Source organism: Nonomuraea mesophila, from assembly GCF_004352805.1.
Taxonomy (GTDB): domain Bacteria; phylum Actinomycetota; class Actinomycetes; order Streptosporangiales; family Streptosporangiaceae; genus Nonomuraea; species Nonomuraea longispora.
The window spans coordinates 1-23,513 of record NZ_SMLD01000076.1 but is presented as its reverse complement, the minus strand read 5'-3'; the positions used below and the strand labels follow the sequence as shown (position 1 = coordinate 23,513).

23 protein-coding genes and 1 pseudogene are annotated in these 23,513 nt (G+C 72.9%); 5 read left to right on the top strand and 19 right to left on the bottom strand.

Going from position 1 to position 23,513, the window contains the following annotated elements:
• Positions 1–7: 7 nt before the first annotated feature.
• The 14 genes from E1295_RS26100 to E1295_RS26035 form a co-directional block, all read right to left on the bottom strand.
• Positions 8–952 (bottom strand): ABC transporter ATP-binding protein, encoded by a 945-nt coding sequence (locus tag E1295_RS26100; protein WP_246080360.1) that lies wholly within the window; start codon positions 950–952, stop codon positions 8–10.
• The gene (locus tag E1295_RS26095; protein WP_132633617.1) at positions 946–1,365 is read right to left on the bottom strand and encodes a holo-ACP synthase; all 420 of its coding nucleotides are present in this window, start codon (positions 1,363–1,365) and stop codon (positions 946–948) included. Before E1295_RS26095 ends, E1295_RS26100 begins: the two co-directional genes overlap by 7 nt.
• Positions 1,362–2,156, bottom strand: coding sequence for an alpha/beta fold hydrolase (locus E1295_RS26090; protein WP_132633615.1), 795 nt, complete (start codon positions 2,154–2,156; stop codon positions 1,362–1,364). The genes E1295_RS26095 and E1295_RS26090 overlap by 4 nt, the downstream gene beginning before the upstream one ends.
• A 14-nt stretch (positions 2,157–2,170) precedes the next feature.
• On the bottom strand, positions 2,171–3,031 hold the full coding sequence (locus E1295_RS26085; protein ID WP_132633613.1) for an ester cyclase: 861 nt from the start codon (positions 3,029–3,031) through the stop codon (positions 2,171–2,173).
• A gap of 3 nt (positions 3,032–3,034) precedes the next feature.
• Complete coding sequence (locus E1295_RS26080; protein WP_220448893.1) at positions 3,035–3,505, bottom strand: holo-ACP synthase; 471 nt, start codon at positions 3,503–3,505, stop codon at positions 3,035–3,037.
• Positions 3,502–4,551 carry an ACP S-malonyltransferase gene (locus tag E1295_RS26075; RefSeq protein ID WP_132633611.1) on the bottom strand — a complete coding sequence of 350 codons (1,050 nt, stop codon included), beginning with the start codon at positions 4,549–4,551 and terminating at the stop codon, positions 3,502–3,504. Before E1295_RS26075 ends, E1295_RS26080 begins: the two co-directional genes overlap by 4 nt.
• A gap of 11 nt (positions 4,552–4,562) precedes the next feature.
• Positions 4,563–5,435: an alpha/beta fold hydrolase gene (locus E1295_RS26070; RefSeq protein ID WP_132633609.1), complete on the bottom strand. Its 873-nt coding sequence runs from the start codon at positions 5,433–5,435 to the stop codon at positions 4,563–4,565.
• Positions 5,432–6,172 carry a nitroreductase family protein gene (locus E1295_RS26065; RefSeq protein ID WP_132633607.1) on the bottom strand — a complete coding sequence of 247 codons (741 nt, stop codon included), beginning with the start codon at positions 6,170–6,172 and terminating at the stop codon, positions 5,432–5,434. The genes E1295_RS26070 and E1295_RS26065 overlap by 4 nt, the downstream gene beginning before the upstream one ends.
• Positions 6,169–8,520: a beta-ketoacyl-[acyl-carrier-protein] synthase family protein gene (locus E1295_RS26060; protein WP_246080359.1), complete on the bottom strand. Its 2,352-nt coding sequence runs from the start codon at positions 8,518–8,520 to the stop codon at positions 6,169–6,171. The genes E1295_RS26065 and E1295_RS26060 overlap by 4 nt, the downstream gene beginning before the upstream one ends.
• A 34-nt stretch (positions 8,521–8,554) precedes the next feature.
• Complete coding sequence (locus E1295_RS26055) at positions 8,555–9,661, bottom strand: aminomethyltransferase family protein (protein WP_132633603.1); 1,107 nt, start codon at positions 9,659–9,661, stop codon at positions 8,555–8,557.
• Positions 9,658–10,164 carry a 3-hydroxyacyl-ACP dehydratase FabZ gene (gene fabZ / locus E1295_RS26050; RefSeq protein WP_132633601.1) on the bottom strand — a complete coding sequence of 169 codons (507 nt, stop codon included), beginning with the start codon at positions 10,162–10,164 and terminating at the stop codon, positions 9,658–9,660. Before fabZ ends, E1295_RS26055 begins: the two co-directional genes overlap by 4 nt.
• On the bottom strand, positions 10,161–10,478 hold the full coding sequence (locus tag E1295_RS26045; RefSeq protein WP_132633599.1) for an acyl carrier protein: 318 nt from the start codon (positions 10,476–10,478) through the stop codon (positions 10,161–10,163). The genes fabZ and E1295_RS26045 overlap by 4 nt, the downstream gene beginning before the upstream one ends.
• A 30-nt stretch (positions 10,479–10,508) precedes the next feature.
• Positions 10,509–11,273 (bottom strand): 3-oxoacyl-ACP reductase FabG, encoded by a 765-nt coding sequence (gene fabG, locus E1295_RS26040; protein WP_132633597.1) that lies wholly within the window; start codon positions 11,271–11,273, stop codon positions 10,509–10,511.
• 80 nt (positions 11,274–11,353) lie between these two features.
• Positions 11,354–12,001 carry a hypothetical protein gene (locus tag E1295_RS26035; RefSeq protein WP_132633595.1) on the bottom strand — a complete coding sequence of 216 codons (648 nt, stop codon included), beginning with the start codon at positions 11,999–12,001 and terminating at the stop codon, positions 11,354–11,356.
• A gap of 126 nt (positions 12,002–12,127) precedes the next feature.
• Between E1295_RS26035 and E1295_RS26030 the strand changes: the two genes are divergently transcribed.
• The 5 genes from E1295_RS26030 (at position 12,128) to E1295_RS26010 (ending at position 16,721) form a co-directional block, all read left to right on the top strand.
• Positions 12,128–12,769 (top strand): nitroreductase family protein, encoded by a 642-nt coding sequence (locus tag E1295_RS26030; protein ID WP_132633593.1) that lies wholly within the window; start codon positions 12,128–12,130, stop codon positions 12,767–12,769.
• 76 nt (positions 12,770–12,845) lie between these two features.
• The gene (locus E1295_RS26025) at positions 12,846–13,634 is read left to right on the top strand and encodes an SDR family NAD(P)-dependent oxidoreductase (RefSeq protein ID WP_220448892.1); all 789 of its coding nucleotides are present in this window, start codon (positions 12,846–12,848) and stop codon (positions 13,632–13,634) included.
• Between the two features lie 325 nt (positions 13,635–13,959).
• Positions 13,960–14,811, top strand: a complete 852-nt coding sequence (locus tag E1295_RS26020) for an AfsR/SARP family transcriptional regulator (protein ID WP_132633591.1) — start codon at positions 13,960–13,962, stop codon at positions 14,809–14,811.
• Between the two features lie 51 nt (positions 14,812–14,862).
• Positions 14,863–15,579: a class I SAM-dependent methyltransferase gene (locus E1295_RS26015; RefSeq protein ID WP_132633639.1), complete on the top strand. Its 717-nt coding sequence runs from the start codon at positions 14,863–14,865 to the stop codon at positions 15,577–15,579.
• Positions 15,543–16,721 carry an acyltransferase family protein gene (locus E1295_RS26010; RefSeq protein ID WP_132633589.1) on the top strand — a complete coding sequence of 393 codons (1,179 nt, stop codon included), beginning with the start codon at positions 15,543–15,545 and terminating at the stop codon, positions 16,719–16,721. Before E1295_RS26015 ends, E1295_RS26010 begins: the two co-directional genes overlap by 37 nt.
• Here E1295_RS26010 and E1295_RS26005 read toward each other — a convergent pair.
• The 5 genes and pseudogenes from E1295_RS26005 to E1295_RS25990 form a co-directional block, all read right to left on the bottom strand.
• Positions 16,648–20,796: an alpha-(1->3)-arabinofuranosyltransferase domain-containing protein gene (locus E1295_RS26005; protein ID WP_166427417.1), complete on the bottom strand. Its 4,149-nt coding sequence runs from the start codon at positions 20,794–20,796 to the stop codon at positions 16,648–16,650. The genes E1295_RS26010 and E1295_RS26005 overlap by 74 nt on opposite strands.
• Complete coding sequence (locus E1295_RS26000) at positions 20,793–21,926, bottom strand: glycosyltransferase family 4 protein (RefSeq protein ID WP_246080357.1); 1,134 nt, start codon at positions 21,924–21,926, stop codon at positions 20,793–20,795. Before E1295_RS26000 ends, E1295_RS26005 begins: the two co-directional genes overlap by 4 nt.
• Positions 21,923–22,720, bottom strand: coding sequence for a glycosyltransferase (locus E1295_RS25995; protein ID WP_132633585.1), 798 nt, complete (start codon positions 22,718–22,720; stop codon positions 21,923–21,925). The genes E1295_RS26000 and E1295_RS25995 overlap by 4 nt, the downstream gene beginning before the upstream one ends.
• An 11-nt stretch (positions 22,721–22,731) precedes the next feature.
• A complete protein-coding gene (locus E1295_RS51940) occupies positions 22,732–22,866 on the bottom strand; it encodes a hypothetical protein (RefSeq protein WP_269128883.1) in 135 nt (44 codons plus the stop codon).
• A 127-nt stretch (positions 22,867–22,993) separates the two neighbouring features.
• Positions 22,994–23,513, bottom strand: a pseudogene (locus E1295_RS25990) (hypothetical protein); the annotation flags it as partial.

Here is a 23,513-nt window from a genome sequence, read left to right as displayed (position 1 = left end):
AGTCCGATCAGTCGCGCAACGAGGTGCCGGTCAGGTGCAGGAAGACCTCTTCCAGGCTCGGTCGCACCGCGGCGGTCCTGACGACGGCGGCCACGCCGTTCAGCGCCTGGAGCACGTCGGGCAGCCGGTCGGCGCCCTCCGTCCAGGTGACCAGGAGCAGCCGCGGGCGGTGCTCGGCCACGGTCACGGCCACCCCGGGAAGCGCGGCGACCGCCACGCCCGCGGCCTGCACGTCCCCGTCGACCTCCACCTCGGCCCGGCCGCCCGGCGAGAGGGTGGCCATCAGCTCCTCCGGCCGCCCCTCCGCGATGATCCGGCCCCGGTCGATGATGCCGACCCGGTCGCAGACCCGCTCGACCTCCTCCATGTAGTGGGAGGTGTAGAGCACGGTCGTGCCCTCGGCGACCAGCCGCTCGACGCTCTCCAGGATGGCGTTGCGGCTCTGCGGGTCCACGCCGACCGTCGGCTCGTCCAGCACCAGCACCTTCGGCTCGTGCACCAGGCCGGCCGCGATGTTGACGCGGCGCTGCATGCCGCCCGAGTACGTGCCCAGCCGCTCGTCCGCCCGGTCCGCCAGGCCCACGACGTCGAGCACCTCGGCCACCCGCCGGCGCAACCGCTGCCCCCGCAGGCCGAACAGCCTGCCGAAGTAGCGCAGGTTCTCCCGCCCGGTCAGGTCGGGGTAGAGCGCCACCTCCTGCGGCACGTAACCGACGAGCCGCTTGGCTCGCAGCGGGTGACGCGCCATCTCGTGGCCGTGCACCCGCACCGTGCCGCTGTCCGGGATCAGCACGCCGACCACCATCCCGATCGTGGTCGACTTGCCCGAGCCGTTCGGGCCCAGCAGCCCGTACGCCTCCCCTTCGGTCACCGAGAACTTCAGCCCGTCCACCGCGAGCAGGCTGCCGTACCTCTTCACCAGCCCCTCGCACTCCAGCGCCGCGCTCAGCACGTACCCTCCTCGACGAGCACCGCCATGGCCACGATGTGATCGCCGCTGTGGCCCCACAGGGCCGCGCCGCGCAGCCCGCGCGCCGGCACGGCACAGCCCGTCAGCCGCGTGGTCCCCGCGCCGGTGGCCGCGCCGAACGCGCGGCCGGCGTCCTCCAGCAGGTCCCGCGCGGCCGGGCAGGCCGGGCCGCCGGCGCTCAGACCATGCCAGTCGAACGGGTACGTCCTGCCGCCGACGGCCTTGATGAGGCACTCCTTCACCGCCAGGCAGGCGGCCACGCCACCGGGCAGGCTGCCCCACTCCGACAGCTCGGCCTCCGAGCAGACCTTCGCGGAGTAGGCCGCGCCCCAGCGGGCCATGGCCCGCTCGACCCGATCCGGCTGGAGGGCGTCCACGCCCATGAGCACGTTCATGACGCGGCGGGACCGTGGGCCAGGTCGAACTCGGCGGCGAAGTCGCGCATGATCTCGGTGTAGCGTTGCGGGCTCTCGACCATGGGCACGTGGCCGGAGTCCTCGATCACCACGAGGCGGTGGTTGGAGTGGGTCTCGGCGACCTCGGCCCACGACTCGACCGGGGTGGTGAGGTCGTGAGCCCCCCAGAGGTTGAGCACCGGGCAGCGCACCTGCCGCAGGGCGGCCCGCATGTCGTAACGCCGCATCGCCTTGATGCCCCGGCTGACCCCCAGGATGCCCTCCCGGCACTCGAAGATCTGCTTGGTCTTCTCGTACTGCTCGTCGGTCAGCGCCGCGCGGCCGCCGTGGAAGAGGGACGAGACCAGGCGCTCGCCGTAGTCCGCCGTGAACATCGTCCGGCCCTGGGGGTGGTCGTTCTTGATGCCCAGGTTCGGGTCGGGCGACAGGCCGGGAGTGCCGGTCAGCACCAGCGCCCGGACCCGCTCCGGTACGCCGACCGCCAGGTCCATCGCGACGGCCGCCCCCATGGAGGCACCACAGACGATCATGTCGTCGATCCCGGCGGCGGCGCACGCCTTCTCCAGGGCCGCCCGCACCTTGGGGATGGTGCCCGAGACCTCCGGCCGCATGGCGATCGCCTCGACGACGCGCGCGACCGGACGACCGTCCTCGGCGAAGGCGCGGAACTGGTCGTCCCACATCCAGTCCCCGGCGAACATGCCCGACATCAGCACGATCGTCGGGCCGGTGCGGGTGCCGGGCAGGTGCTCCAGGGTGAAGCCGTTCATGGTCGCTCCTCGGTTCAGAGAAATGGGCGTCCGCGCGGGGTCCACTCGCACGCGCAGCCCCGCTCGAAGCCAGTGCCGGTCCTGTCCTCGCTCAGCACGCCGCAGGCCGGGCAGCGTACGGCCTCCATGAGCCGCACCGGGCTCCACACGCTGACCGTCCCGGCCGTGCAGAGCCCGGAACGGTAGAAGCGCCGCACGGCCCGCTGGTGCGGCTTCATGTTCACGGCGCGGACGGATTCGGGACGGTCGAAGGCGCTCATCGTGTAGATGTGGCCGCCGACGATCGTGGTGGTGGCGCCGAGGAAACCGCGGGCGTTGCGCAGGCTCGCGCCCACCGCCAGGCTGAGCATGCTGACCTGCTCCTCCTGCTGCTCGTCGGCGACGTCCAGGCGGGTCATGACCAGCACGCCCGGCCGCTCGGCCCCGGCGCCCGCCAGGCGCGAGCCGAGCCCGTAGCGCCAGCCGTGCATCTCCGGGGGCGACACCACGACCCGGATGCCGAGCCTGTCGAGCAGCGAGACCCGGTCGAAGGCGCGCAGCACCCGCACCTGGTCGCCGTCGCAGCGCACCACGTCGGTGCCGCTGATCGTGGCGGTCGCGCCGCTCGGCCTGGCGCCGAGATAACGGCCGAGATGCTGGACGTGCAGCGTCCAGGAGAGCACCACGTGGTCCGGCCCCGCCGCCTGCGCGTCGATGCCGAACTTCAGGCCCGGGAACGCCTCGAACAGCGCGGCGGCGTGCGCCCGCAGCTCCTGCCCCGACACGGGTCCCTCGGTGCCCGGAGCGTCGAACCGGTCGGCCGTGGCCGCGACCCGCGCTGGGTCGTTGCCGTTCCACGCATCCATGTGCAGGATGGCGGCTGCCTGCGCGTCCACCACTCACCCTCCGTCCGTAGTCCAGGTCACCAGGGCCACCGCCACGGCGACCCGCGAGGTGTGGCTCACCGACACCTGGATCCCCGTCACGCCAGCGCCGGCCGCCCGCTCGGCGTAGCCCGCGCCGAGCGTGACCCGCGGCGGGTGGCCGTGCGGACAGGCGTGCCCGCGCGGGCAGCCGGGCGGGACCGAGGGCAGGATCTCCACGCCGGTCAGCGGGGCGGGCGGCGTGTCGTGGCCGAGCGCCGTGGTCACCGCGTGCTTGGCCGCGAGCCTGCCGCCCCACGAGGCGAGCGTGGACCGGGCGGCCGAACGCATCCGCTCCTGCCGGGTGAAGACCTCCTCCAGGGCGAGCGGCCGTACGAGCGCGGCGGGCTCGCTCATCCCACCGAGGTCGACCCGCGCGCACGCCCATCGCCCCGCCCCGGCCGCGACCACAGGCCCGGCCGTGACCGCCAGACCCGCCCCGCTCACCGCACGCCCGCTTCCCGCGCGCCCGATCCCCGTACGCCCGCTTCCCGTACGCCCGCTTCCCGCACGCCCGCTTCCCGCACGCCCGCTTCCCGCAGGCCGGGGGCGGCCGGGCGTGCCGCGAGCACGGCTGGTCCGGCCGGGCGCAGGCGGGCGACGTTCCTCGGCCAGGCCGGGTCGGACATGCTCACGCAGCGCAGCCCGGCGGCCCTGGCCAGGCCGGTCAGCGCCCTGCTGTCACCCACCTCGACGCAGTCCCGCACGCCCAGCCCGGCGGCGGCGCGCAGCGCCCCGGCCCACAGGACCCGGCCGGTGAGCTGGGCCGTCAGCCCCCGCCTGATCTCCTCCGTGCCGGTCGCCGGCCGGCCGGTGGCGTTGAGCAGCACCGGACACTGCGGCGGGCGCAGCCGCTCGGCCGCCACCCGCTCCGCCCACTCCCCTGCCACCTCCGACATGAGCGGGCTGTGGAAGGCGTGGCTCACGCTGAGCGGCGTCACCTTCCGCGCTCCCCTGTCCATGGCCAGCACGCCGAAGCGGTCCATCGCGTCCGGAGAGCCGGACACCACGACGTGGTCGGGCCCGTTCTCGATCGCCACGGCCAGGGAGCCGCCGGGGCCGGCGAGCGCCACGAGCTCCGCCGCCTCGGCCGGGGTCAGGCCGAGCACCGCCGACATCACGCCGGCCCGCCGGACCCGCGCCATGATCCGCCCGCGGGCCTCCACCAGCCGCAGCGTGGCCGCGAAGTCCAGGACGCCCGCCGCGTGCAGCGCGCTCAGCTCGCCCACGCTGTGCCCGGCGACCACGTCCGGCTCCAGCCCGGTGGCCCTGAGCGCGGCCAGCGCCGCCAGGTTGCACGCCGTCACCGCGGGCTGCGCGTTCTCGGTGCTGATCAGCGCCTGCTGCGGCCCCTGCGCGCACAGAGCGGCCAGGTCCCTGCCGAGCACGTCTCCGGCCTCCGCCAGAGCCGCCATGGCGGCCGGATGACGGCGGAACGTCCGGCCCATGCCCACGCGCAGCGTGCCCTGCCCGGGAAAGAAGCATGCGAGCATCGGTCCTCCTTCTAGAAGCGGCGGCGACGGCCGGCTGCGGGCAGCACGCTCTCGTGGCTGCCGAGGAAGTCCAGCAGCAGGTCGCCGAGCAGGCCCGGCGCGTCGAGCGGTATCCAGTGGCCCGCGCCGTCGATCCGCTCGTACCGCCACGGACCGCGGACGAAGCGGGCGGAGCCGGTCATGGCCTCTTCGGTGATCAGCCGGTCGCCCGACGACCAGACACCGAGCGTGGGCGCGTGGACGGGCAGCGTGGCCCTGGCGGGGGTCAGTTCGAGAGCGGGCGCCAGGTTGGCCCGGTACCAGTTGAGGCCCGCCGTCAGCGCCCCCGGGCGGGCCAGGTCGGCCACGTAACGCTCGACGTCGCCCTCCCCGGCCACGATCTGCCGCATCAGCCGCCAGTCGTCGGCCCGCAGCAGTTCCTCGGCCACGTCGGGGAACTGGAACAGCAGCACGTACCATGACCTGGCCCGTTGTTCCACGGACGGCGACAGGCCGGTCGCCGGGTGCCCGACCGACAGGGCGACCAGGTGGTCCACCTTGGCCGGCATCATGGAGGCGTACATCCAGGCCACCGCGGCACCCCAGTCGTGTCCCACCACGTGGGCCCGCCCGCCGGCGAAGAGCGCCGCGACCTTGGCCACGTCGCTGACCGCCATCGGCAGCCGGTACGCGGCCACGTCCGCCGGCCTCGACGAGGCGCCGAACCCGCGCAGGTCCGGCGCGATGACCCGGTAGCCCTCCGCGACCAGCCGGGGGATCTGGTGCCGCCACAGCGCCGCCGAGTCGGGAAACCCGTGCAGCAGGATGACCGGCCGCCCCTCGCCCGCGACGGTGACCGCGAGGTCGAGGCCGTTGACCTTGACCACTTCCACGCTGTGGCTCATGGCGCCTCCTCGATCCCCCAGCGGTTCCAGAAGGTACGTTCGCCGGCCGGGACCCTGGGGGCGGGCCGGAAGTCGGTGCCGAGGGTGTAGGCCACCGGCAGCACGCAGATCGGCGTGACGACCTCGGGGAGGCCGAGCAGCTCGGCGAACGGGCCGGGGAACATCAGGTTCATGCAGGTGATGGTGCTGCCGAGGCCCCGGCTTCTGAGCGCGAGCTGGAAGGACCAGATGGCCGGGTAGATGGAGCCGTAGAAGTTGCTGGCCATCATCGCGCCCATGCGCGAGCGCGAGCGGATGTCGTCGGGGTCGAACCGGTAGCCGCGCCCGGTCCAGTCGGCGTCGATCCTGCCGATGTCCGGCGGCCTGCCCACCATGCAGGGCACGACCAGCACCGGGACCTTGGCGATGAGCTCCACCACGGAGTCGGCCGAGTCCTGCAGGCGCCGGCTCTCCGCCTCCCGCCGGCCCCTGCGGGATCGGGTCCCCCGGTAACGGTCCAGCCACCGCGCCTGGCGGAACTGCTCGGCGACGCCCAGCCGCACCTTCTCCTCGGTGATGACGATCCACCGCCAGTGCTGGAGGTTCTGCGCGGTGGGCGCCTGCACGGCCAGTTCCAGCGCCTCGCGCACCACCTCCGCCGGCACCGGCCGCTCGACGTCCAGGCGCCTGCGCACCGAGCGCGTGGTCGTCAGCAGCCGGTCGACCTCGCCCAGGTCGAAGAGGGACGCGACCGTCATGCCGGCCCTCCGAGGAGTACGGCCCCGCGGACGGACCCGATCGCGCCGGTCAGCGCCACGGCCGCGGCCACGTCCGCCGTCACACCGGGGCTGGTGACGTACCGGGACCGCGCGCCGATCTCGGGCTCGGCGAGCCCGTTCACCGGCGGGACGATTCCCTCGCGCACGGCGAGGGCCGCCACCGCGAGGTTCATCACGCCGGAGGCGGCCTGGCAGTCGCCGGTCAGTGCCGCCGGGGCGGTCACCAGCGCGTCCGGCAGGCAGGCGGCGAGCGCTTCCGCCTCCGCCGCGTCCTGCGGCCTGCCGTCGGCGATCCCGACGGCCAGGTCCGGCTCGCGGCCGCCGCGCCGGACCGCGGCGGCCAGGCCGCGCTCCACCGCCGCCGCCTCCCCGGCGGGCCCGCGCCTGGCGTGCGCCGTGCTCAGCACCCGCGCGTACGGCACGCCGCCGCGCGCGTCGCAGTGCTCGGCCGACTCCACCACCACCGCGACGGCGGCGGCGCCCGGCACCATCCCGTCCCGTGCGCGGTCGTAGGGCCGGGCCGAACCCGTCTCGGACAGGACGCCGCCCGCGGCCATCGCCCGGTACATCGGCTCGTTGAACCCGTCGGCGGCCAGCACCACGACCACCTCGGCCTTGCCCGCCGCGATCAGCTCCAGCGCGCAGTCCAGGGCCAGCGAGGCCGACACACCGCCGTGGCAGATGGTGGTGGTCTCGCCGCGCAGCCCCAGCGCCTGGCAGACCGCCCCGCCGGTGGCGTTCAGCACGACGCTGGAGAAGTCGAGGACCGAGGTGTGCCTGGGGTCCTTCGCCACACTGCGGTCGAAGCCCTGCACGGCCTCGGTGGAACCGCCGGCCGTGGCGAAGACCAGGCCGACCTCGTCCAGGTCCGACCTGCGCAGCGCCAGCCCGGCGTCCTCCCACGCCAGCCGGGTGGCCGCGGTGGAGAGCCTGGACAGGTTGTTCATGTGCCGCCACACGTTCCTGGGCGCGTAGGACCGCCCGTCGAGCGACGGCGCCTGCGCGCCCGCGCCGGCGGGGTGCCAGGAGGTGTCGAAGGCGGTGACGGGCGCGATGCCGGATCTGCCCTCGGCCAGGGCGGCACGCCACTGCGGCACGCCCACGCCCAGCGCGGACACCGGGCCGAGCCCCGTGATCACGGCCGGCCGCGGCCCTCGGACCGCGCGCCCGCCGCCACGCGGCTTGCGCAGGACGACCGAGACGTTGTTGCCGCCGAAGGCGTAGTTGTTGGAGACCACGACGTCGACCCGGGCGGCGCGCGGCAGGTTCGGTACGAAGTCCAGGTCGGCGGCGTCGATGTCGGCCTGGTCGAACCCGGCGGTGGGCGGCACCGTGTCCTCGCTCAGCGCGAGCACGCCGGCCAGCGCCTCGATTGCGCCCGACGCGCCGAGCGTGTGCCCGACGAACGACTTGACGCTGCTGATCGGCACCTGGGGAGCCCGCTCGCCGAAGACGGTGCGCATCACCTTGCGCTCCATCGCGTCATTGGCGGGGGTGCCGGTGCCGTGGCCGCAGACGTAGTCGACGTCACCGGGCCCCAGCCCGGCCTCGCCCAGCGCACGCCGCACGGCGCTCGCACCGCCACGGCCCGTCGGGTCGGGGGCGGTCGGGTGGTGGGCGTCGGCCGACAATCCGTAGCCGGCCACCTCGGCGAGGATCACGGCTCCCCTGCGCAGCGCGTGCTCCTCCGACTCCAGCAGCAGGAACGCCGCCCCTTCGCCCAGGCTGAGCCCGTCGGACCTGCTGTAGGGGCGCGTCGGGCCGGGGCTGAGCGCCTGCAGCCCGTTGAAACCCGCCGTCACGTCGAAGAGCAGCGGGTCCAGCCCGCCCGCCAGCATGACGTCCGCCTCTCCCGTCACGATCTTGTCCCTGGCCAGACCCACCGCGTTGCCGCCGGCCGCGCAGGCGGTGCTGACCAGGATCCGCGGGCCGAGCGCCCCGATCCGCTGGGCGATGAGGTCGAGCGAGGCGTGCATGGGCCGGTAGTTCCATTCACCTCGCGCGTTGCGGGTCTTGCGTGCCGCCACGCACCTGCCGAGGACGACGCCGAACCGTTCGCCGTCCGTCCCGCCCGGGTCCAGCGCCCCGTGCGCGATGGCCTGCCGCGCGGCCACCAGGCCCATCCGCGAGTCCCTGTCGAGCTCCAGGTCCGCGCCCGCGAGCTGGTCGAGCAGCCATTCGTCGGGAATCTGGCCGGCGTACGCGGAGTCGAAGACCGCGTACGCCGGATCCTGTATGGGGGTGATCGCGCTCTGTCCCGACAACAGCCGCACCCAGAACTCCTTGGGATCCCTGCCGCCCGAACAGACGATCCCGAGACCGGTCACGGCAACGGAATGAAACTCCACCGGTGGCCCTTTCCTAGGAGATCGGGGTGATCCAGCTCTTGGGGCGGACGTACGGCGTGTTGAGCGTCTCGACCTCCAGCCCGCCCTCGTGGTCGACCGTGAAGGGCAGCCCGGCGGCAGCGAGCGAGACCTCGATCCGCATCAGGCCGAGGACGGCGCCCAGCCGGCCGCTGACGACGGCGTGCACCACGGAGCCGACGGGCCGGCCGTCCGCGAGCACCCGGGCGCCGCGCGGCGGCGGTGTCGCGTCCGGGGAGCCGGCGAAACCGATCGTCTGGACGGCCGCGCCGCCCTCGAACTCGGCCATCATCGCCGCGCGGCCGGTGAACGACTCCTTGCCGGAGTCGACCAGCCAGTTCAGCCCTTGCGCGATCACGCCGAACTCGTCGCTCACCTCACGCTGCATGATCGGCTGCCGGACCTCCAGCATGGCCGTCTCCACCGCCTCCAGACCCACGGGGGTGGCGTCCACGGAGGCGCTCTTCCAGAAGGCACGCGCCGTGTCGTGGTCGGCGATGACCTTGTAACCGTATTCGCCGGTGACACCGGTACGGGCGAGCAGCACCGGCCTGCCGTCGAACTCCGTGTCGGCCGTCGACTCGTACGGCATGATGGACAGGCCCTCGCCGAAGACGTGCGAGATGATCCGCCAGGCGCTCGGGCCCTCCAGGCCGACGACCGTCAGCTCCCCGCTGCGGTCGACGAGCTCCACCCCGTCGTCCGCGCAGGCGGTCATGTGCGCCCACAGCCGCTCGCCGCCGCCGACCGAGCTCTCCAGCAGCACGCCGCCGTCCCGGCCGTAGACGGTGACGATGTCCACCACCCTGCCCGCCTCGTCCAGGACCAGGCTGCAGACCGTACGCTCCCCGGCCAGATATTCCACATCCCTGGTGAGCAGGCGCTGCAACCACTCCACATGGTCCCCGCGCACCTCGACGAGGCGGCAGGTGCCCCAGTCGATGAGACCGACGCCGTCACGCAGGCTCTCGTACTCTTTGTCCGGCTCCTCACGTGGATCGGCCATCCGCCAGACGGCCTCCACCCCGGCCATGGTCTGATATTCGGCGGTGTCGGGGTGAACCGCTCGTAACGGTGACGTGCCGTGCGTCACGGTGGTCATCTGCTGCCTCCTACCGAGGTCGTACGTGCGTTGCTGGAGGGGCGCTCGGAGTAGGCGGCGGTGAGCACGCCGGTGACGACGACGTCGCCCGCGACCTTGCCCTCGCCGCGGAACTCGCTGACCCCGTTCGCGCCGGCGATGTGCTCGACCCTGAGGATGAGCTGGTCGCCCGGCACGATCATCTTGCGGAACCTGACGTTGCGCAGGCTCGTGAGATAGCCGTCGACGCCTGCGCCCTCTCCGCGGCCGGCCCGCTCGACCGCGCAGGTCAGCAGCGCGAGCTGGCACATCGCCTCGACCGCGAGGACGCCGGGCAGGACGACCTTGCCCGGGAAGTGGCCGGCGCACCACGGCTCGTCGGCGGTGACGTTCTTCACCCCGACCGCGCTGACGCCCGGAACAACCTCGCGCGCCGCGTCGAGCATGAGCATCGGCCAGCGGTGCGGAAGGAGCCGGGCGATCTGGTCGCAGTCGAGGGCGAGCGGGGCCGCGGGGTCTGTCATGCCTGCAGTTCGAGCTCGGCCTGCCGGCTGCTGCGCCGCAGCTCCGGCTCGACCGAGTTGGCCAGGGTGCTCACCGAGCCGAACACCGAGATCTGGCTCTCGTACAGGGCCACCCCGAACTCCACCTCGATGCCGACGGCGAGTTCGAGGAAGTCGAGGCTGTCGAGCTCCAGCCCGCGCCCGAACAGCGACTGGTCGTCGGTGATCCACTCCGGGTCCATCGTCAGGTCCAGGCGCGTGACGATCATTTCCTTGATGCGGGAGCAGGTCGCGCGTCGGCGCTCGACCTCCGCGCGCATCTCCTGAATGTCCATGCTCTGTACTCCTCTTGGGTGCTGCACCGGCTACGGAAGGTCACCGACCACGAAGCCGCCGCCATGTACGTCGAAAACCGAGCCGGTGATGTACGAGCCGCGGCTGGAGGCCAGGAAGCTCACCAGGTAGGCGATCTCCTCGGGCTGCCCCAGCCGGCCCAGGCCGATCTTGGAGCGGTAGTGTTCGCGCCGGGCCGGGGAGATTCCGTGCGTCATGTCCGTCTCCACGAACCCGGGAGCCACCACGTTGACCCTGATGCCGCGCCGGCCGACCTCCGTCGCCAGGGTCTTGGAGAAGGCGATGATGCCTCCCTTGGAGGCGGCGTAGTTCGTCTGCCCCGGCTGGCCTCCGTAGACGCCGGCGGCCGAGGAGATGGTGACGATGGAGCCGCTGCGGTTGTGCTCCATCAACCGGACGGCCTCCCGGCAGGACAGGAAGGTGCCTGTCAGGTTGACGTCCAGGACCTCGCGCAGGGTCTCCGTCCTCATGGTGATGAGGTGGCGGTCCTTGACGATGCCGGCGTTGGACACCAGCACGTCCAGGCGGCCGTACGTCTGCCTGATCCCCCGGAACAACTCGCGGACCGACTCCTCGTCGGAGGCGTCGGCCTTGACCACGGTGATCCGCCCGCCCGCCGACTCGATGAGCCGGACGGTCTCCTTGGCGGCCTCCTCGTCCTGCCGGTAGGTCGCGATCACCTCCGCGCCCTCGTGGGCCAGGTCCACGGAGACGGCCCGGCCGATCCCCTTGACCCCACCGGTGACCAGGGCCACCGTGCCCGCTGGGAAGAGCATCGGGACTCCTCTCGTGCTCGAAGTGCGGGCCTGCCGGTGCCGCCCGGCGCAGCGGGCGGCACGGCGTCTCCGCGGCGTGGCTAGGTGACGGCGATGGAGGCCAGGACGGGGCTGGGCGAGGGATAACAGCCCGACGGGGCGACGATCGGATCGGGGTCGAACGGCACCACGGCGGTGACGCGCAGCCCGGGATCGGTGTAGCTGGTGCCCTTGACCTTCATCTGCACGGTTCCGGTCGTGTTGGCCGCGGTGGCGTTGATCCTGATCTGCGGCATGGTCACGGTCGTCCCGGCGGTCAGCGGCCCGGGCACCTTGAGCGTCACGCTGTTGGTGGTGGTGGTCACCGTCGGAACACCTGAGCCGATGTTGGAGCCGCCCGACAGGCTCGCGCCTGTCACGCTGGCGGGGCCGCTGAACTGCAGCGAGAGGGTGAAGTCGCGCAGCTCGGTGATCGGGGCGCCGCTCACCTCCGTGGGAACGGTGTACGGGGCCGACGTTCCGGTGCCCGTGAACGTGGCGCGACGCTGGACGGACGTGGGTGTGTTCGACGTGATCGTCTGCGAGGTGGTGAAGACGATCCCGTCGAAGGGCCAGTCGGCTTGGCAGGCCAGCGTCACCGGCGTGGTGACGACGGCGGCGTGGGCCGGGGCCGAGTAGAGCGTGGAACCTGCGACAAGCGCGGCACCGAAGGCCACACTTGCGATGCGGTGCGATTTCCTTATGCCCATGAATTCCTCCCGCGCTACAGAATGGAGCTGGATGATCCATGGAGGGTCCACGCCACATACACATCAGGTCCACACACCGGTACACGCCCAGGAAAGGCCGCTGTTTCGCCGTTAGCATCCGTCGGTGTGGATATCTTCGAGGCGCTGTACACGACACGCGCCATGCGGAGGGTGAAGCCGGACCCTGTTCCCGACGAGGTCCAGCGGAGCATTCTCGACGCGGCCGTACGCGCGCCCAGCGCGGGCAACGAGCAGAAGTACCGATTCGTGCTGGTGGACGACCAGGCGGTGAAGGAGCAGTTCGCCCCGCTCTACCGTGACGCGCTCGCCAGGCTCTTCGCGGGCCCTTACAAGGAGCTCGTCCGCACGGCCGGGGAAACGGACGGCCGGCGTTTTCTGACCTCCGCCCGATATCTGGCGGACAATTTCGAGACGTATCCCTTGTTGCTGTTCGCCTTCTCGACGGACACCTCGGGTTCCTCGGTCTTTCCGGCCGTGTGGAGCGCCCAGCTCGCCGCCCGCGCGCACGGCGTGGGCAGCACGCTGACCACCGTGCTCGGCATCTACCATCCGACGGCGACGATGCGGATCCTGGGCGTGCCGAAGCCGGAGGGCTGGCGGCCGTCGTGCATGGTCACCTTCGGCTATCCCACCGGCCGCTGGGACGTCGCCGTCCGGCGTCCCGCCTCGCAGGTCAGCTACCGCAACCGGTGGGGAGCCGGCGTCGGCCTCGATCTCGACGAGCCGGTCTGGCGGCCGGGCACCTGATGGGCCCCTTACGTGTCTGTTCGGCGGCCGGCCGTCTGACGGGCCGCTCCCGGCCGTGCCTGCGCCGGGGGTGCTCGTGAGCCGTCTGACGGACCGCCACGCGGTGGTCACCGGAGCCGCCTCGGGCATCGGCTGGGAGATCGCCAGGCTGTTCCACGCCGAGGGGGCCGCGGTGTCGCTGATCGACAGCGACGACGAAGGGGTCCGCGCCCGCGCCGCCGAGCTCGGTGAGCGGGCCTTCGCCGCGTCCGCCGACGTCACCGAGGAGGTCCCGCTCGAACGGAGCCTGGACGCCGCCGTGCGCGCCTTCGGCCCGCCGCGCGTCTGCGTGAACTCCGCGGGCGTGAGCGCCTTCGGGCCGATCGCCCGGCTCACGCTGCGTGAGTGGCGCCGGGTCGTGGACGTCTGCCTTACCGGCGTCTTCCTCAGCGTCAAGCACGAGGCCCGGCGCATGACGGGCGGCGGGTCGATCGTGAACATCGCCTCGCTCACCGCGCGCCGGCCCGCCGAGGGTTTCGCCGCCTACTGCGCCGCCAAGGCGGGCGTGGAGATGTTCACCCAGGTCGCCGCGATGGAGCTGGGAGCCGCGGGCATCCGGGTGAACGCGCTGGCCCCGGGGGTGGTGCCCACCCCGTTGTCCGCGACGCTCACCGAGCCGCCGCTGCGCGACGGGTTCGTCGCCGCCACGCCGCTGGGCCGCATGGGCGAGCCCGCCGACATCGCGCCCGCCGCCCTTTTCCTGGCCTCGGACGATTCGTCGTGGATCACCGGCGACCTGCTCATGGTGGACGGAGGCGCTCACACGAGGGGGTATCCCGATGCGCGGGAGTTTCTCCTCAACGCCCGGCGCGGACAGCGCCGCTGACTTTCACCCGTGTGTTTTCCCCCGCCGCTCATCCGTGTCGAGAACGGGCTGTTACGGTAGGGCCTTTTCCCTGGCAAGCGCTTGCTACCATACGCACCGGAACACAACAAGATCTTGACCGGCGACAGGGTGGCGGATATCTTCACGAGCGGTTGGGTTTACAGCAAATTCCTCCATCGGGGCCGAAGGTCTGCACTGGATGCTGCGCCAACCACGCAGAGCACAATTCCCACTACTCGCAGGCATTCCGGCCTCTCTCACGTCGCCGTCCACAGACGGGCCCGACGTAATCCGGACTTTCGGCTTGCGATAAAGGAGAGGTGTTGTGCTCACCCCGCCGTCGCCGCGTCCCCAGGACCAGGAACCCACGGCCCACGTGCGCCGCCCCACTTTTCAGCTGCTCGGCAACGTCAGCGTCCGCCCGAGCACCGGGGGCCAACTCGCGTTACGCCCCAAACACCGTCAGTTGCTCGCGCTGCTGCTTCTCCAGGCGAACTCCCCGGTGCCGACCGAGGCGCTGATCGAGCGGCTCTGGGACGGCACGCCACCCGCCTCGGCGTTCGGCAACCTGAAGACCTACATATGGGAGTTGCGCAGGTCGATCTCGCCGCACGACCCCGCCGCGGCGCCGATCGACACCGTCTCCAACGGCTACCGCGTCACGGCCGACGCCGGCAACCTGGACGTCATCCGCTTCAGGCAACTGGCCCGCGAAGGCCACCAGGCCCTCGGTCACAACGACCACATCACCGCCTGGGACCGCTTCGACCAGGCCCTGCGCACCTGGAACGGCCGGGCGCTGCAGGACTCCCGCACGCTCAGGGCGCTGCGCGACGAGTCCGACCGTCTCGAGGAGCAGCGCGTCAGCGTGGTGACCGAACTGGTGGACCTGCTGATCGCACGCGGCGCGTACGCCGACTCCATCGATCGCCTGCACTCGGTGATGAACCCCGGCAAGCCCAGGGAACGGCTCTGGGCCCAGCTCATGCTCGCCCTCTACCTCGACGGCCGGCAGATCGAGGCGCTCGGCACCTACCAGCAGTTACGCCGGCTGCTGATCGACAGTGCCGGGATCGACCCCACCCACTTCGTCCAGCGGCTGCACGAGCGTATGCTCTCGGCCGACGTCACGCTGGGCGTGAGCTGGGGGGGTTCGGCGGGCGCCACGATCTTCTAGACAGCCGAACACGTTCTCGTACAGACTTCTGCAGTGCCCGGACACAAGCGCATGCACGGTGATCTGGCCCGGTCATTGGCCTTGTTCCGGGCATTCAGGTCGGAGCAGAGCGCGCCCGAGGCCTTCTACACCACGCTCGCCGAGGACACCGCGGCACTGCTGGGTCACTACACCCGCCTCGACGGTAAGACCGTGCTGGACGTGGGCGGCGGCCCCGGCTACTTCGCCGCGGCGTTCCGTCGCGCGGGCGCCCGCTGCGCGTGCGTGGACGTCGACGCGGGAGAGCTCACCGGCACGGGCGCGTCCGGCGGCGTGCTGGGCAGCGCGCTCGACCTTCCCTTCGCCGACGGGTCCGTCGACGTCTGCTTCTCCTCCAACGTGCTGGAACACGTTCCACGTCCGTGGCGGATGGCGGCGGAGATGGCCCGGGTCACCCGGCCGGGCGGCCTGCTCTTCCTGGCGTACACCAACTGGCTGTCCCCCTGGGGCGGGCACGAGACCTCGCCCTGGCACTATCTGGGGGGCGAGCGGGCTGCCCGCCGGTGGGAGGCCGGACACGGCCGGCCGCCCAAGAACCACTACGGGCGGACCCTCCATCCGGTCTCCGTGGCCGGCGGCCTGCGCTGGGCCCGCTCACGCGAGGACCTCCAGGTCGTGGACGCGCTGCCCCGCTACCTGCCCTGGTGGTGCCGCCCGGTGTTACAGGTGCCGATCGTTAGGGAGTTCGCCACGTGGAATCTGGCCCTGGTCCTGCGCAAACGGCCCTGAACGGCAGGAACCCCGCCCTCGACGGCATCCGCGCGCTGGCCGCGCTCGGCGTGTGGGTGCTGCACGTGGGCGGCCACACCAACGTCGTCCACCAGGACGGCATGGTCGCCTGGATGGCCAGCCGCCTGGGCATCGCGGTGCCGGTCTTCTTCCTGCTCTCCGGCCTGCTGCTGTACCGGCCGTGGGCCAGGGCCGTGCTGGAGGGCGCGGCGCCGCCGCGGACGGGCCGCTACCTGTGGCGCAGGGCCCTGCGGGTGCTGCCCGCCTACTGGCTGGTCACCGTGCCCGTCCTGCTGCTGTGGAGCGCGCCCGACCTGGCCGACCGGCTCGCGTGGATCTTCCTGCTGCAGAACTACGCCGAGGACCGGCAGGCCGCCGACGGCCTCTACCAGATGTGGACGATGCCCGTCGAGGCCGCGTTCTACGTGCTGCTGCCGGTGCTCGCCTGGCTGCTGCACCGGTGGGCGCGCGGAGGCGACAGGCCGGTCAGGCTGCTGGCGGGCATCGCCGTGCTGCCTCTGGTCTCCGTGGCCAGCGTGGTCGCCGCGGACGCCTTCGACCAGCGGCAGTTCGCGCTCTGGCTGCCCCACCACCTGATCTTCTTCGCCGCCGGGATGGCCCTGGCGGTGTTGTCGGTGTGGATCGGCCGCAGCGCCGCCGTCGCCGCGCTCGCTCCGCAGTCGTTGGTGCTGGCCCTGCTGCTGTACGCGGTGCTGAGCACGGAACTGGCCGGGCCCCGTACGCTGACGCTGCCCACCTTGTCGCAGGCTCTGTGGCGCATGGCGCTGGAGGCGTCGGTGGCGGTGCTGGTCGTCACCCCCTTCGTGCTCGGCCTCGGGCCCGGCTCGCTCGCGTACCGGGTGCTGGGCAACCCCGTCATGGCCTACATGGGCCGCATCTCCTACAGCTTCTTCCTCTGGCACGCGCCCGTGATCACGCTCTACTACAAGCTCACCGGCACCCCCATGTTCGCGGGCGGCTTCGTCCGGGTGGCGCTCGTCACCTTCGTCGTCACGGCGCCGTTGAGCGCCGCCACCTACCACCTCGTGGAGGCGAACGCGCTGCGGCTCAGTCGGCTCGGGCGAGCGCCCGCCCCTCCACCGGGGCCACCGCCTCCTCAGCAGGCGGCTCCCGCCCTGTGACGAGTCCGCCGGCCAGCGCGCCGACGGCGGCGACGGCGGCCAGCTGCGGGACCTGGTCGGCGAGCCACGCCACCTCCAGCCCCTGCTCACGCAGCGCCATGGCCGCGGCCAGGCTCAGCGTCGCCACCCCGAACAACCCCGCGGGCGCGTGGCGGGCCCAGGCGGGCCTGGCCCCCGGCCGGAGCGCCGGGGCGGCGGCCGCGATCGCCACGAGCACGCCCGGCCAGCCCGCCACCCAGCCGCCGAAGGCCGGCGCGAGCACGATCGTGTACGGCGCCCGCCACCGCGCCAGGCGCGTGGCCGCCGCAGGAGCCGTGTGCCACATGTGCTCAGGGCCCCGGCCGCGCAGCACCAGCGCGGCCAGCCCGAGCAGGCCGATGCCGGCCAGCCCGAGGACCAGGGCCGTGCGGTAGAGCCCGTCGGGCACGTACTCGAGCCGGACCACGCCCGAGGTGCCCGCGGGCACCACCCACGCCTGCTTCCAGCCGTCGAGCCGCGCCGGGGTGAGGGTCCTGCCGTCGATCGTGGCCCGCCAGCCCGTGTTGTAGTTCTCGTTGACGACCAGGAACGTGTCCTTGGGCGCGGTCACCTGGACCTGCCGCTCCGCCGGCGTCCACGAGCGGGCCACGGCCTGGCCCTCAACACGACGGGGAAGCGCGGGCGGCTCGCCGATCACCAGCTCGGTGACGGCGAACGGCTCCCAGCCGGCCACGCGCACCCGGTTGTCACCGGCCGCCAGCTCGGCCCCGGAGCAGCCGGTGACCGTCACCGGCCGCTGCTCCAGCAGGTCGGCGTGGGTGCCGGTGACCTTGGTCGGCACGGCGGCGCCGTTCACCTCGAGCTTCGGCCCCATCCCGCACGGCAGCCGGAAGGGGATGCCGACCGGCCGGCTCGCCGGGCTGACGCCGGGGATCACCAGCTCGGTGATCTGCAGCCGTTCGGAGACGGGGAAGAAGCGTAGCTTGAGCCGTTTCGTGGTGACCGGCTTGAAGCGCAGGAAACCGTCCTCGTCCACGGTGCCGGTGCGTACCCGGCCCTTGTCCCCCATGACAATGACGTCGAGCCGCCCCTGGTCGCCGCCCGGTCGGGCGACCTGGATCTGCGAGACGCGCCGCGGCTTCGCCCAGCCGATCGTGAGGGCCGGGCGGGTGTCGTGACCGGCCGGGACCCAGGTGGTGCTCGCGTCGGCGTCGAACGCCGCCCTCGGGGCGACCACGGCGTCCTCCCCCATCTGGGACGAGCCGGTCACGGAGGTCAGATCGCCGCCGAGCCGGGTGTAGCGCTCGACCAGCGCCGGGTCGCGCAGCACCGCCGAGCCCCGCACGTCCGCCGTACGCTCGGCCTCGGCCGTGAACGACCGGTCGAACCCGGCGCCCTCCTCACCCGGCCTGGCCAGCGTCGGGTTGCAGATCCACCGGTCCCTGCCGCGCATGCAGGCCGGGCGCGCGTCGAGCCCCGAGTCCATCACGTACGCCTCCCCCGCGCCGGGCAGGCGGATGCTCCGGCCGGGCGTCACACCCGGGATCGCGACCTCGGAGATGCCGACCCGTTCGCCGAACCTCCACGGCTTGGCGGACGTCGCCAGCACCTCGATCCGCACCCAGTTCGTCCGTCCCGGCGGCGTACGCAGCCACTGCGGCGTGCCGGGCGGGCCCACGTCCTGCTCCAGGCGTCCGCCTTCTGTGACCACGGCCACGCGCTCGACCGTCTGGCCGAGCAGCACGTTGTCGGTGAAGGTGACCATGAACCGGGGGACCGCGAGCCTGCGCGGCAGGTCCACGCGCAGCCACTCGCCCTCAGGCGGCTCCCAGCCACCGCTCTCCCAGCCGGTGCCGGCATCGCCGTCCAGCGCCGCCCACGGGCCGCGGGCCGCGCTGCTGAGGCCGGGGACCGCGCCCGCGTCGGCGACGGAGGAGGAGGCGCTGACGCCGGAGACGCCGTCGTACGCGGCGGTGGCGGTGTCGTCCAGCCAGGCGTCCTCCAGCACGTCCAGCTTCCTGACACCGGTGAAGTCGGCGCGTCTGTCGGCGGGCAGGGTGGGCGTCCAGTTCGACCGGATCTCGCCGAACTGCCGCTCGCGCAACCGCAGCGCGTCGCTCACCACCACCGGCGCCTCGTACGGGTGCCCGTCGTCGTTGACCAGCACAGGACCGTCGCCCAGCAGGCCCTGGTCGGCCATGGTGAGCAGCGAGTCCGGGCCGCCGCGCACCCGCACGGCCTGGTCGGCGGGCTGCACGCTCACCGGCTCCGACGCGCCCGCCACGTGGTACAGCTCCAGCGCCGGATGCGGCCAGTCGACCGTCTCCACCACGTCGTCCCCGGCCGTGTCGCCCACCTCGCCGCCGAACGAGCGCACCTTCGTGATGCCCGGCGACTCGCGCAACGCCTCGTGGATCCGGCTCGGCCAGGCGCCCTGGAGGTGCTGACGCATCAGGTCGTTGCGCACCAGTACGTGGTGCACGCCCATCCTGCGCAGCACCTCGGTCAGCCCGGCGGAGCCGTGCCCGGCGGCGAGCCGCTGGTCGACGACGTCGAGCAGCCGGGTCAGGCCGACCGACCCGGCCGCCGCCACCTGCCTGGTGGTCCAGCGGGCCTGGAACAGCGGCTGCATGGGGTCGTCCATCGGCCGGCCCCAGAGGTATTCGCCGAACTTGGCGCCGGGCACGACCAGCACCCCCTCGTCGCCCGCGTGCTCGTTGACCCAGGCCGCCGCCTCCTTCCAGTAGAGCGGCACCTCCTTGAACGAGCCGGGCGCGGCCAGGCCCTGGTCGAAGACCGGCAGGACGAGCGCGGCGAAAGCCGCCACGGCCACCGCCCGCAACCGCAGCCGCGCCCCCGCCAGCAGGTGGGCCAGCCCGAAGGCCAGCGCCAGCCGCACCAGCGGGTCGAACTTGCGCAGGTTCCGCAGCGGCGCGAGCGGCCCGTCGAGCAGCCACCGCACCGGCTCGGCCACGACCGGCTCCAGCGCGCTCGCGTGCCCCGCGACCATCGCCGCCGCGCCCACCAGGAACACCGCGACGACGAAGCCCCTGGCGGGCAGGTCGCGCCGGGCCAGCCCGGCCAGGCCGAGCGCCGCGATCAGGCCGGTGACCAGCACCATCGCGGCCGACGTGGCGATGGCGTAGCCGGGCGGCTGTTCGGCCACCCCGCCGACCGGCAGGTAGCGCACCCAGTCCGCGGCGCCGCGCAGCACGTTGGTGAGCGAGGTGACCTGCGTGGTGGCCGCGGTCGTCTCGGTGTAGGGCAGGAACGAGAACGCGTACCGCCCGACGAGCAGCAGCGGCAGCCACCAGAACAGCGTGGCCACCGACACCGCCGCCGCCCACCAGCCGAGCAGCCGCGCGCGCGGCACCGGCGCCGGGCGCGTCAGCACGTACAGGACCGGGACGACGAGCACGGCCAGCACCGCCGCCGCGTTCACGCCTCCGCAGCACGCCACCGCCAGCGCCGACCTGATCGCCCCCCTCGCGCGCCGGCCGGTCTCGGCGGCGGTGAGCAGCGGGAGCAGGATCCACGGCAATGTCGCGGCGGGCAGCCACTCGATCGAGATCTCGCCGAGGATGGACAACGCCCGCGGGGCCAGCGCGTAGGCCAGGGCGGCGGCGATCCGGGCGCCCGGAGTGCCGATCCCGAGCCGGCGGGTCAGCCGGGCCACGCCGAGGAAGGCCACGCACATCAGCAGCGTCAGCCAGAGCCGCTGCGTCACCCACGCGTCCAGCCCGGCCACCTCGCCGAGCGCGAAGAACGGGCCCATCGGGAACAGGTAGCCCGCGATCTGGTTCTGCAACTGCCCGAAGTGCTGGACGTCCCACAGGTGGGTGGCCCGCTCCAGCCAGCCGATCGGGTCGAGCGCGAGGTCGATCTTGGTGTCGGAGATGATCCGGCCCGGCTCGGTGGTGAACGCCAGCACGGCCAGGCCGAGGCAGCAGATCGCCAGCCACAGCCGGTGCCGCGCCCGCACGCTCACCACCAGGTCGGCGGCGCCGCCCGCAGGGGCCTTCCCGCCCGCCGCGGTGCCCTTCGCGGCCTTCCCGCCCGTCGCCTCCCGGGCCTTGCTCTGCCGGCTCCGTGTCACGGCCACGGCTCCTCGTGGCCGGGGGCGGCGGCGCGGCCCTGGAGCAGGGCGAGCATGCGGTTGGCGCTCCGGTCCCAGCGGAACCGGGCCGCCCAGGCGCGGCACCGCTCGCCGTAGGCGTCGCCCTGCGCGCCGTCCAGCTCGTCGAGGGCCGCGGCCACGCCCTTGGCGAGGTCCGTCCCCTCGGGCAGGAGCCAGCCGGTCTCGCCGTGCCGTACCGCGTCACACAGCCCGTCCACGTCGAAGGCGACCGTCGGGACGCCGAGGGCCGCGGCCTCCAGCACGGACAACCCCCAGCCCTCGCCCTGCGAGGCGGTCACGTGCAGCCACGCGCCGGCGACCAGCCGCTGCTTGGCCTCCTCCGGCAGGTGGCCGTGCAGGGTGACGCCCTCGGGCAGCCGGTCGCGCAGCCGCGCCTCGTCGGGCCCGCGGCCGATGATGTCCACGTGCAGGTCCTGGCGGCGTTCCCTGAGCTGCGCCACCGCGTCGATGAGCAGATCGACGCGCTTGTGCGCGACCAGCCGGCCCACGCAGACCAGGCGCGCCGCGGGACTGCGGCCGGCGGCCACCACCGGCTCGTGCACGCCGTTGGGGACGAGGTGGATCGGCCCGGTCCACCGCAGCCGATCGCGCATCGCGGCCGCGGTCGAGGGCGACACCGCCACGCTCGCGTACCGGCGGTAGGTCCACCGCGAGAGCGGCCCTTCCATGAACCTCCCGACCGCCGCCGCCCACCGCGGCAGGTGCACGCCGAACTGCCGGTCGTGCACGTGGTGGATCACGCACAGGACGCGCGTACGGCGGGGCAGCACCCACGGGGTGAAGAACGGGATCCCGTTCTGGCAGTCGAGCACCGCGTCGAACCGGCTGCGCCGGAGCAGCACCCAGGCGAGCACCAGGGGATAGACGGTCAACGGACCACCCATGCGGACGAACCGCACCCCCTCGACGTGCTCCTGCCGGCGCTGCCCAGGGGCGCGGGCGGTGACGAAACACACCTGGTTGCCCAGGGCGGCCAGACGACGCGCCATCTCCCAGGCGTAGGTCTCGGCGCCGCCGGCGGCGGGGTGCCACGGGTCGCGCCAGTTGACCACGGCGACACGCAGCCGGGCGACCTCCCGTACGTTCACGGAGAGCCGACGGGGTCGAGCGGGTGCTCCCGCAGCGGCCGGGCGGCGGTCCGCGCCTCGTGGCGCAGCGCCAGCCAGATGCGGCCGAGCTCGAGCAGGATGCCGGCGCTGTGCCGGGCCGGGGAGAAGCGCGATCCGGGCATGTCACGCCATCGTACGGGGATCTCCCGCAGGACCGCGTCGCGCTCGGCGCACCGGGCGAGCAGTTCGACGTCGAAGGTGAACCCCGGCGTGCGCAGCCCGGCCGCCACCTCCCGGGCCAGCGGCCCGTCGAAGAACTTGAACCCGCACTGGGTGTCGCTCACGCCGGGCACGATCATCCGGGCCAGTCTGCGGAAGACGGCCGCGCCCAGCTCGCGGACCCGGCTGTGCCGGTTGTCCACTTCGGAGAAGGGGTGCGCGCGCGACCCCACGACCACCCGCTCGCCGCACAGGAGCAGGCCCACGGCCACGTCGATGGTGTCGAGATCGGTGGCCATGTCAGCGTCGCAGAACCCGACGAAGGGCGCTCGGGTCCGCAGCAGGCCGGTGCGCACGGCGGCTCCCTTGCCGGGAACCGGGCACTGTGTCAGGGAGACCGGGACCGCGCCGGACGGCCAGGCTCTGACGATCTCGGCCGTGGCGTCGGTGCTGTTGTTGTCGACCACGACCACGGCGCTGGGGAACGGCATGCCGGCGAGCTTCGCGCACAGGCTCAGGAGCCCTTCGAAGATCCGCCCCTCCTCGTTGTACGCGGGGACGACGATCTCGAGCAGTGGTGACGGGTTCGTCCTGCCTGGGCGGAAGGGCGCCATGGGTGCCTGGACTACCGTGTGCCGTAGTTGTAGAGGGGCTTGTTGACCGGCGTCGCGGGGGCTCCGGTGAGGGTGACGGTGGTGACCGTCGCCACGAGCGCCGCCACGGCGGTTCCTATGATCGCGGCCATGAGGATTTTGATCATCGAGCCCATCTCCTCGTAGGAACGAAAGGGAGAGCGATCTTAACCTAGAACCAATTCTTGCTACTCGGAAGTAGTTTGCGGGAACGTAATCAGAGCGATGATCGCCCTCAGCCGGGCCCCGCCGGGGTCAGGTGAGCCGGTACAACCGCAGCTCAGGCGTGTTCACCAGGAGCTCGGCCTCGTGGAGCCATGACGCGAAGCGCCGCAGCTCGGCCGGCGTTCCCGCGTCCACCACGACGTACAGGAAACCCGCTCCGGCGAGATCAGGCGACGGACCGGCTATTACACGTTCTACCGAGCGGGCCCGCTCGTCCTCGCTGCCGACCACCATCCCGTCGACGCGCACCGTGTCGGCGGCGACCACGTCCCGCCCGGGGGCGGCGAAGAAACGTTGTGCGGGGTCGAGCACGGCCCGGTTCCCGTTCCACCGGAAACGGCGGTAGGACTCGAACGGGAGGATCAGGACGTCGCCGGGCGCGACATCACTCCTGATCACCTCCCGGGCGGCCGTCCAGCCGCCGGGATAGCCGACCGCCTCCAGCGCTCCCGCCGCGCCCCACGCCATCGTGGGCAGCACGGCGAGCGGCGCCAGCAGCATCGCCCCCACCCACCTCGCCCCGCCCCGCGCCTCCGGCCCCCCGGGTACC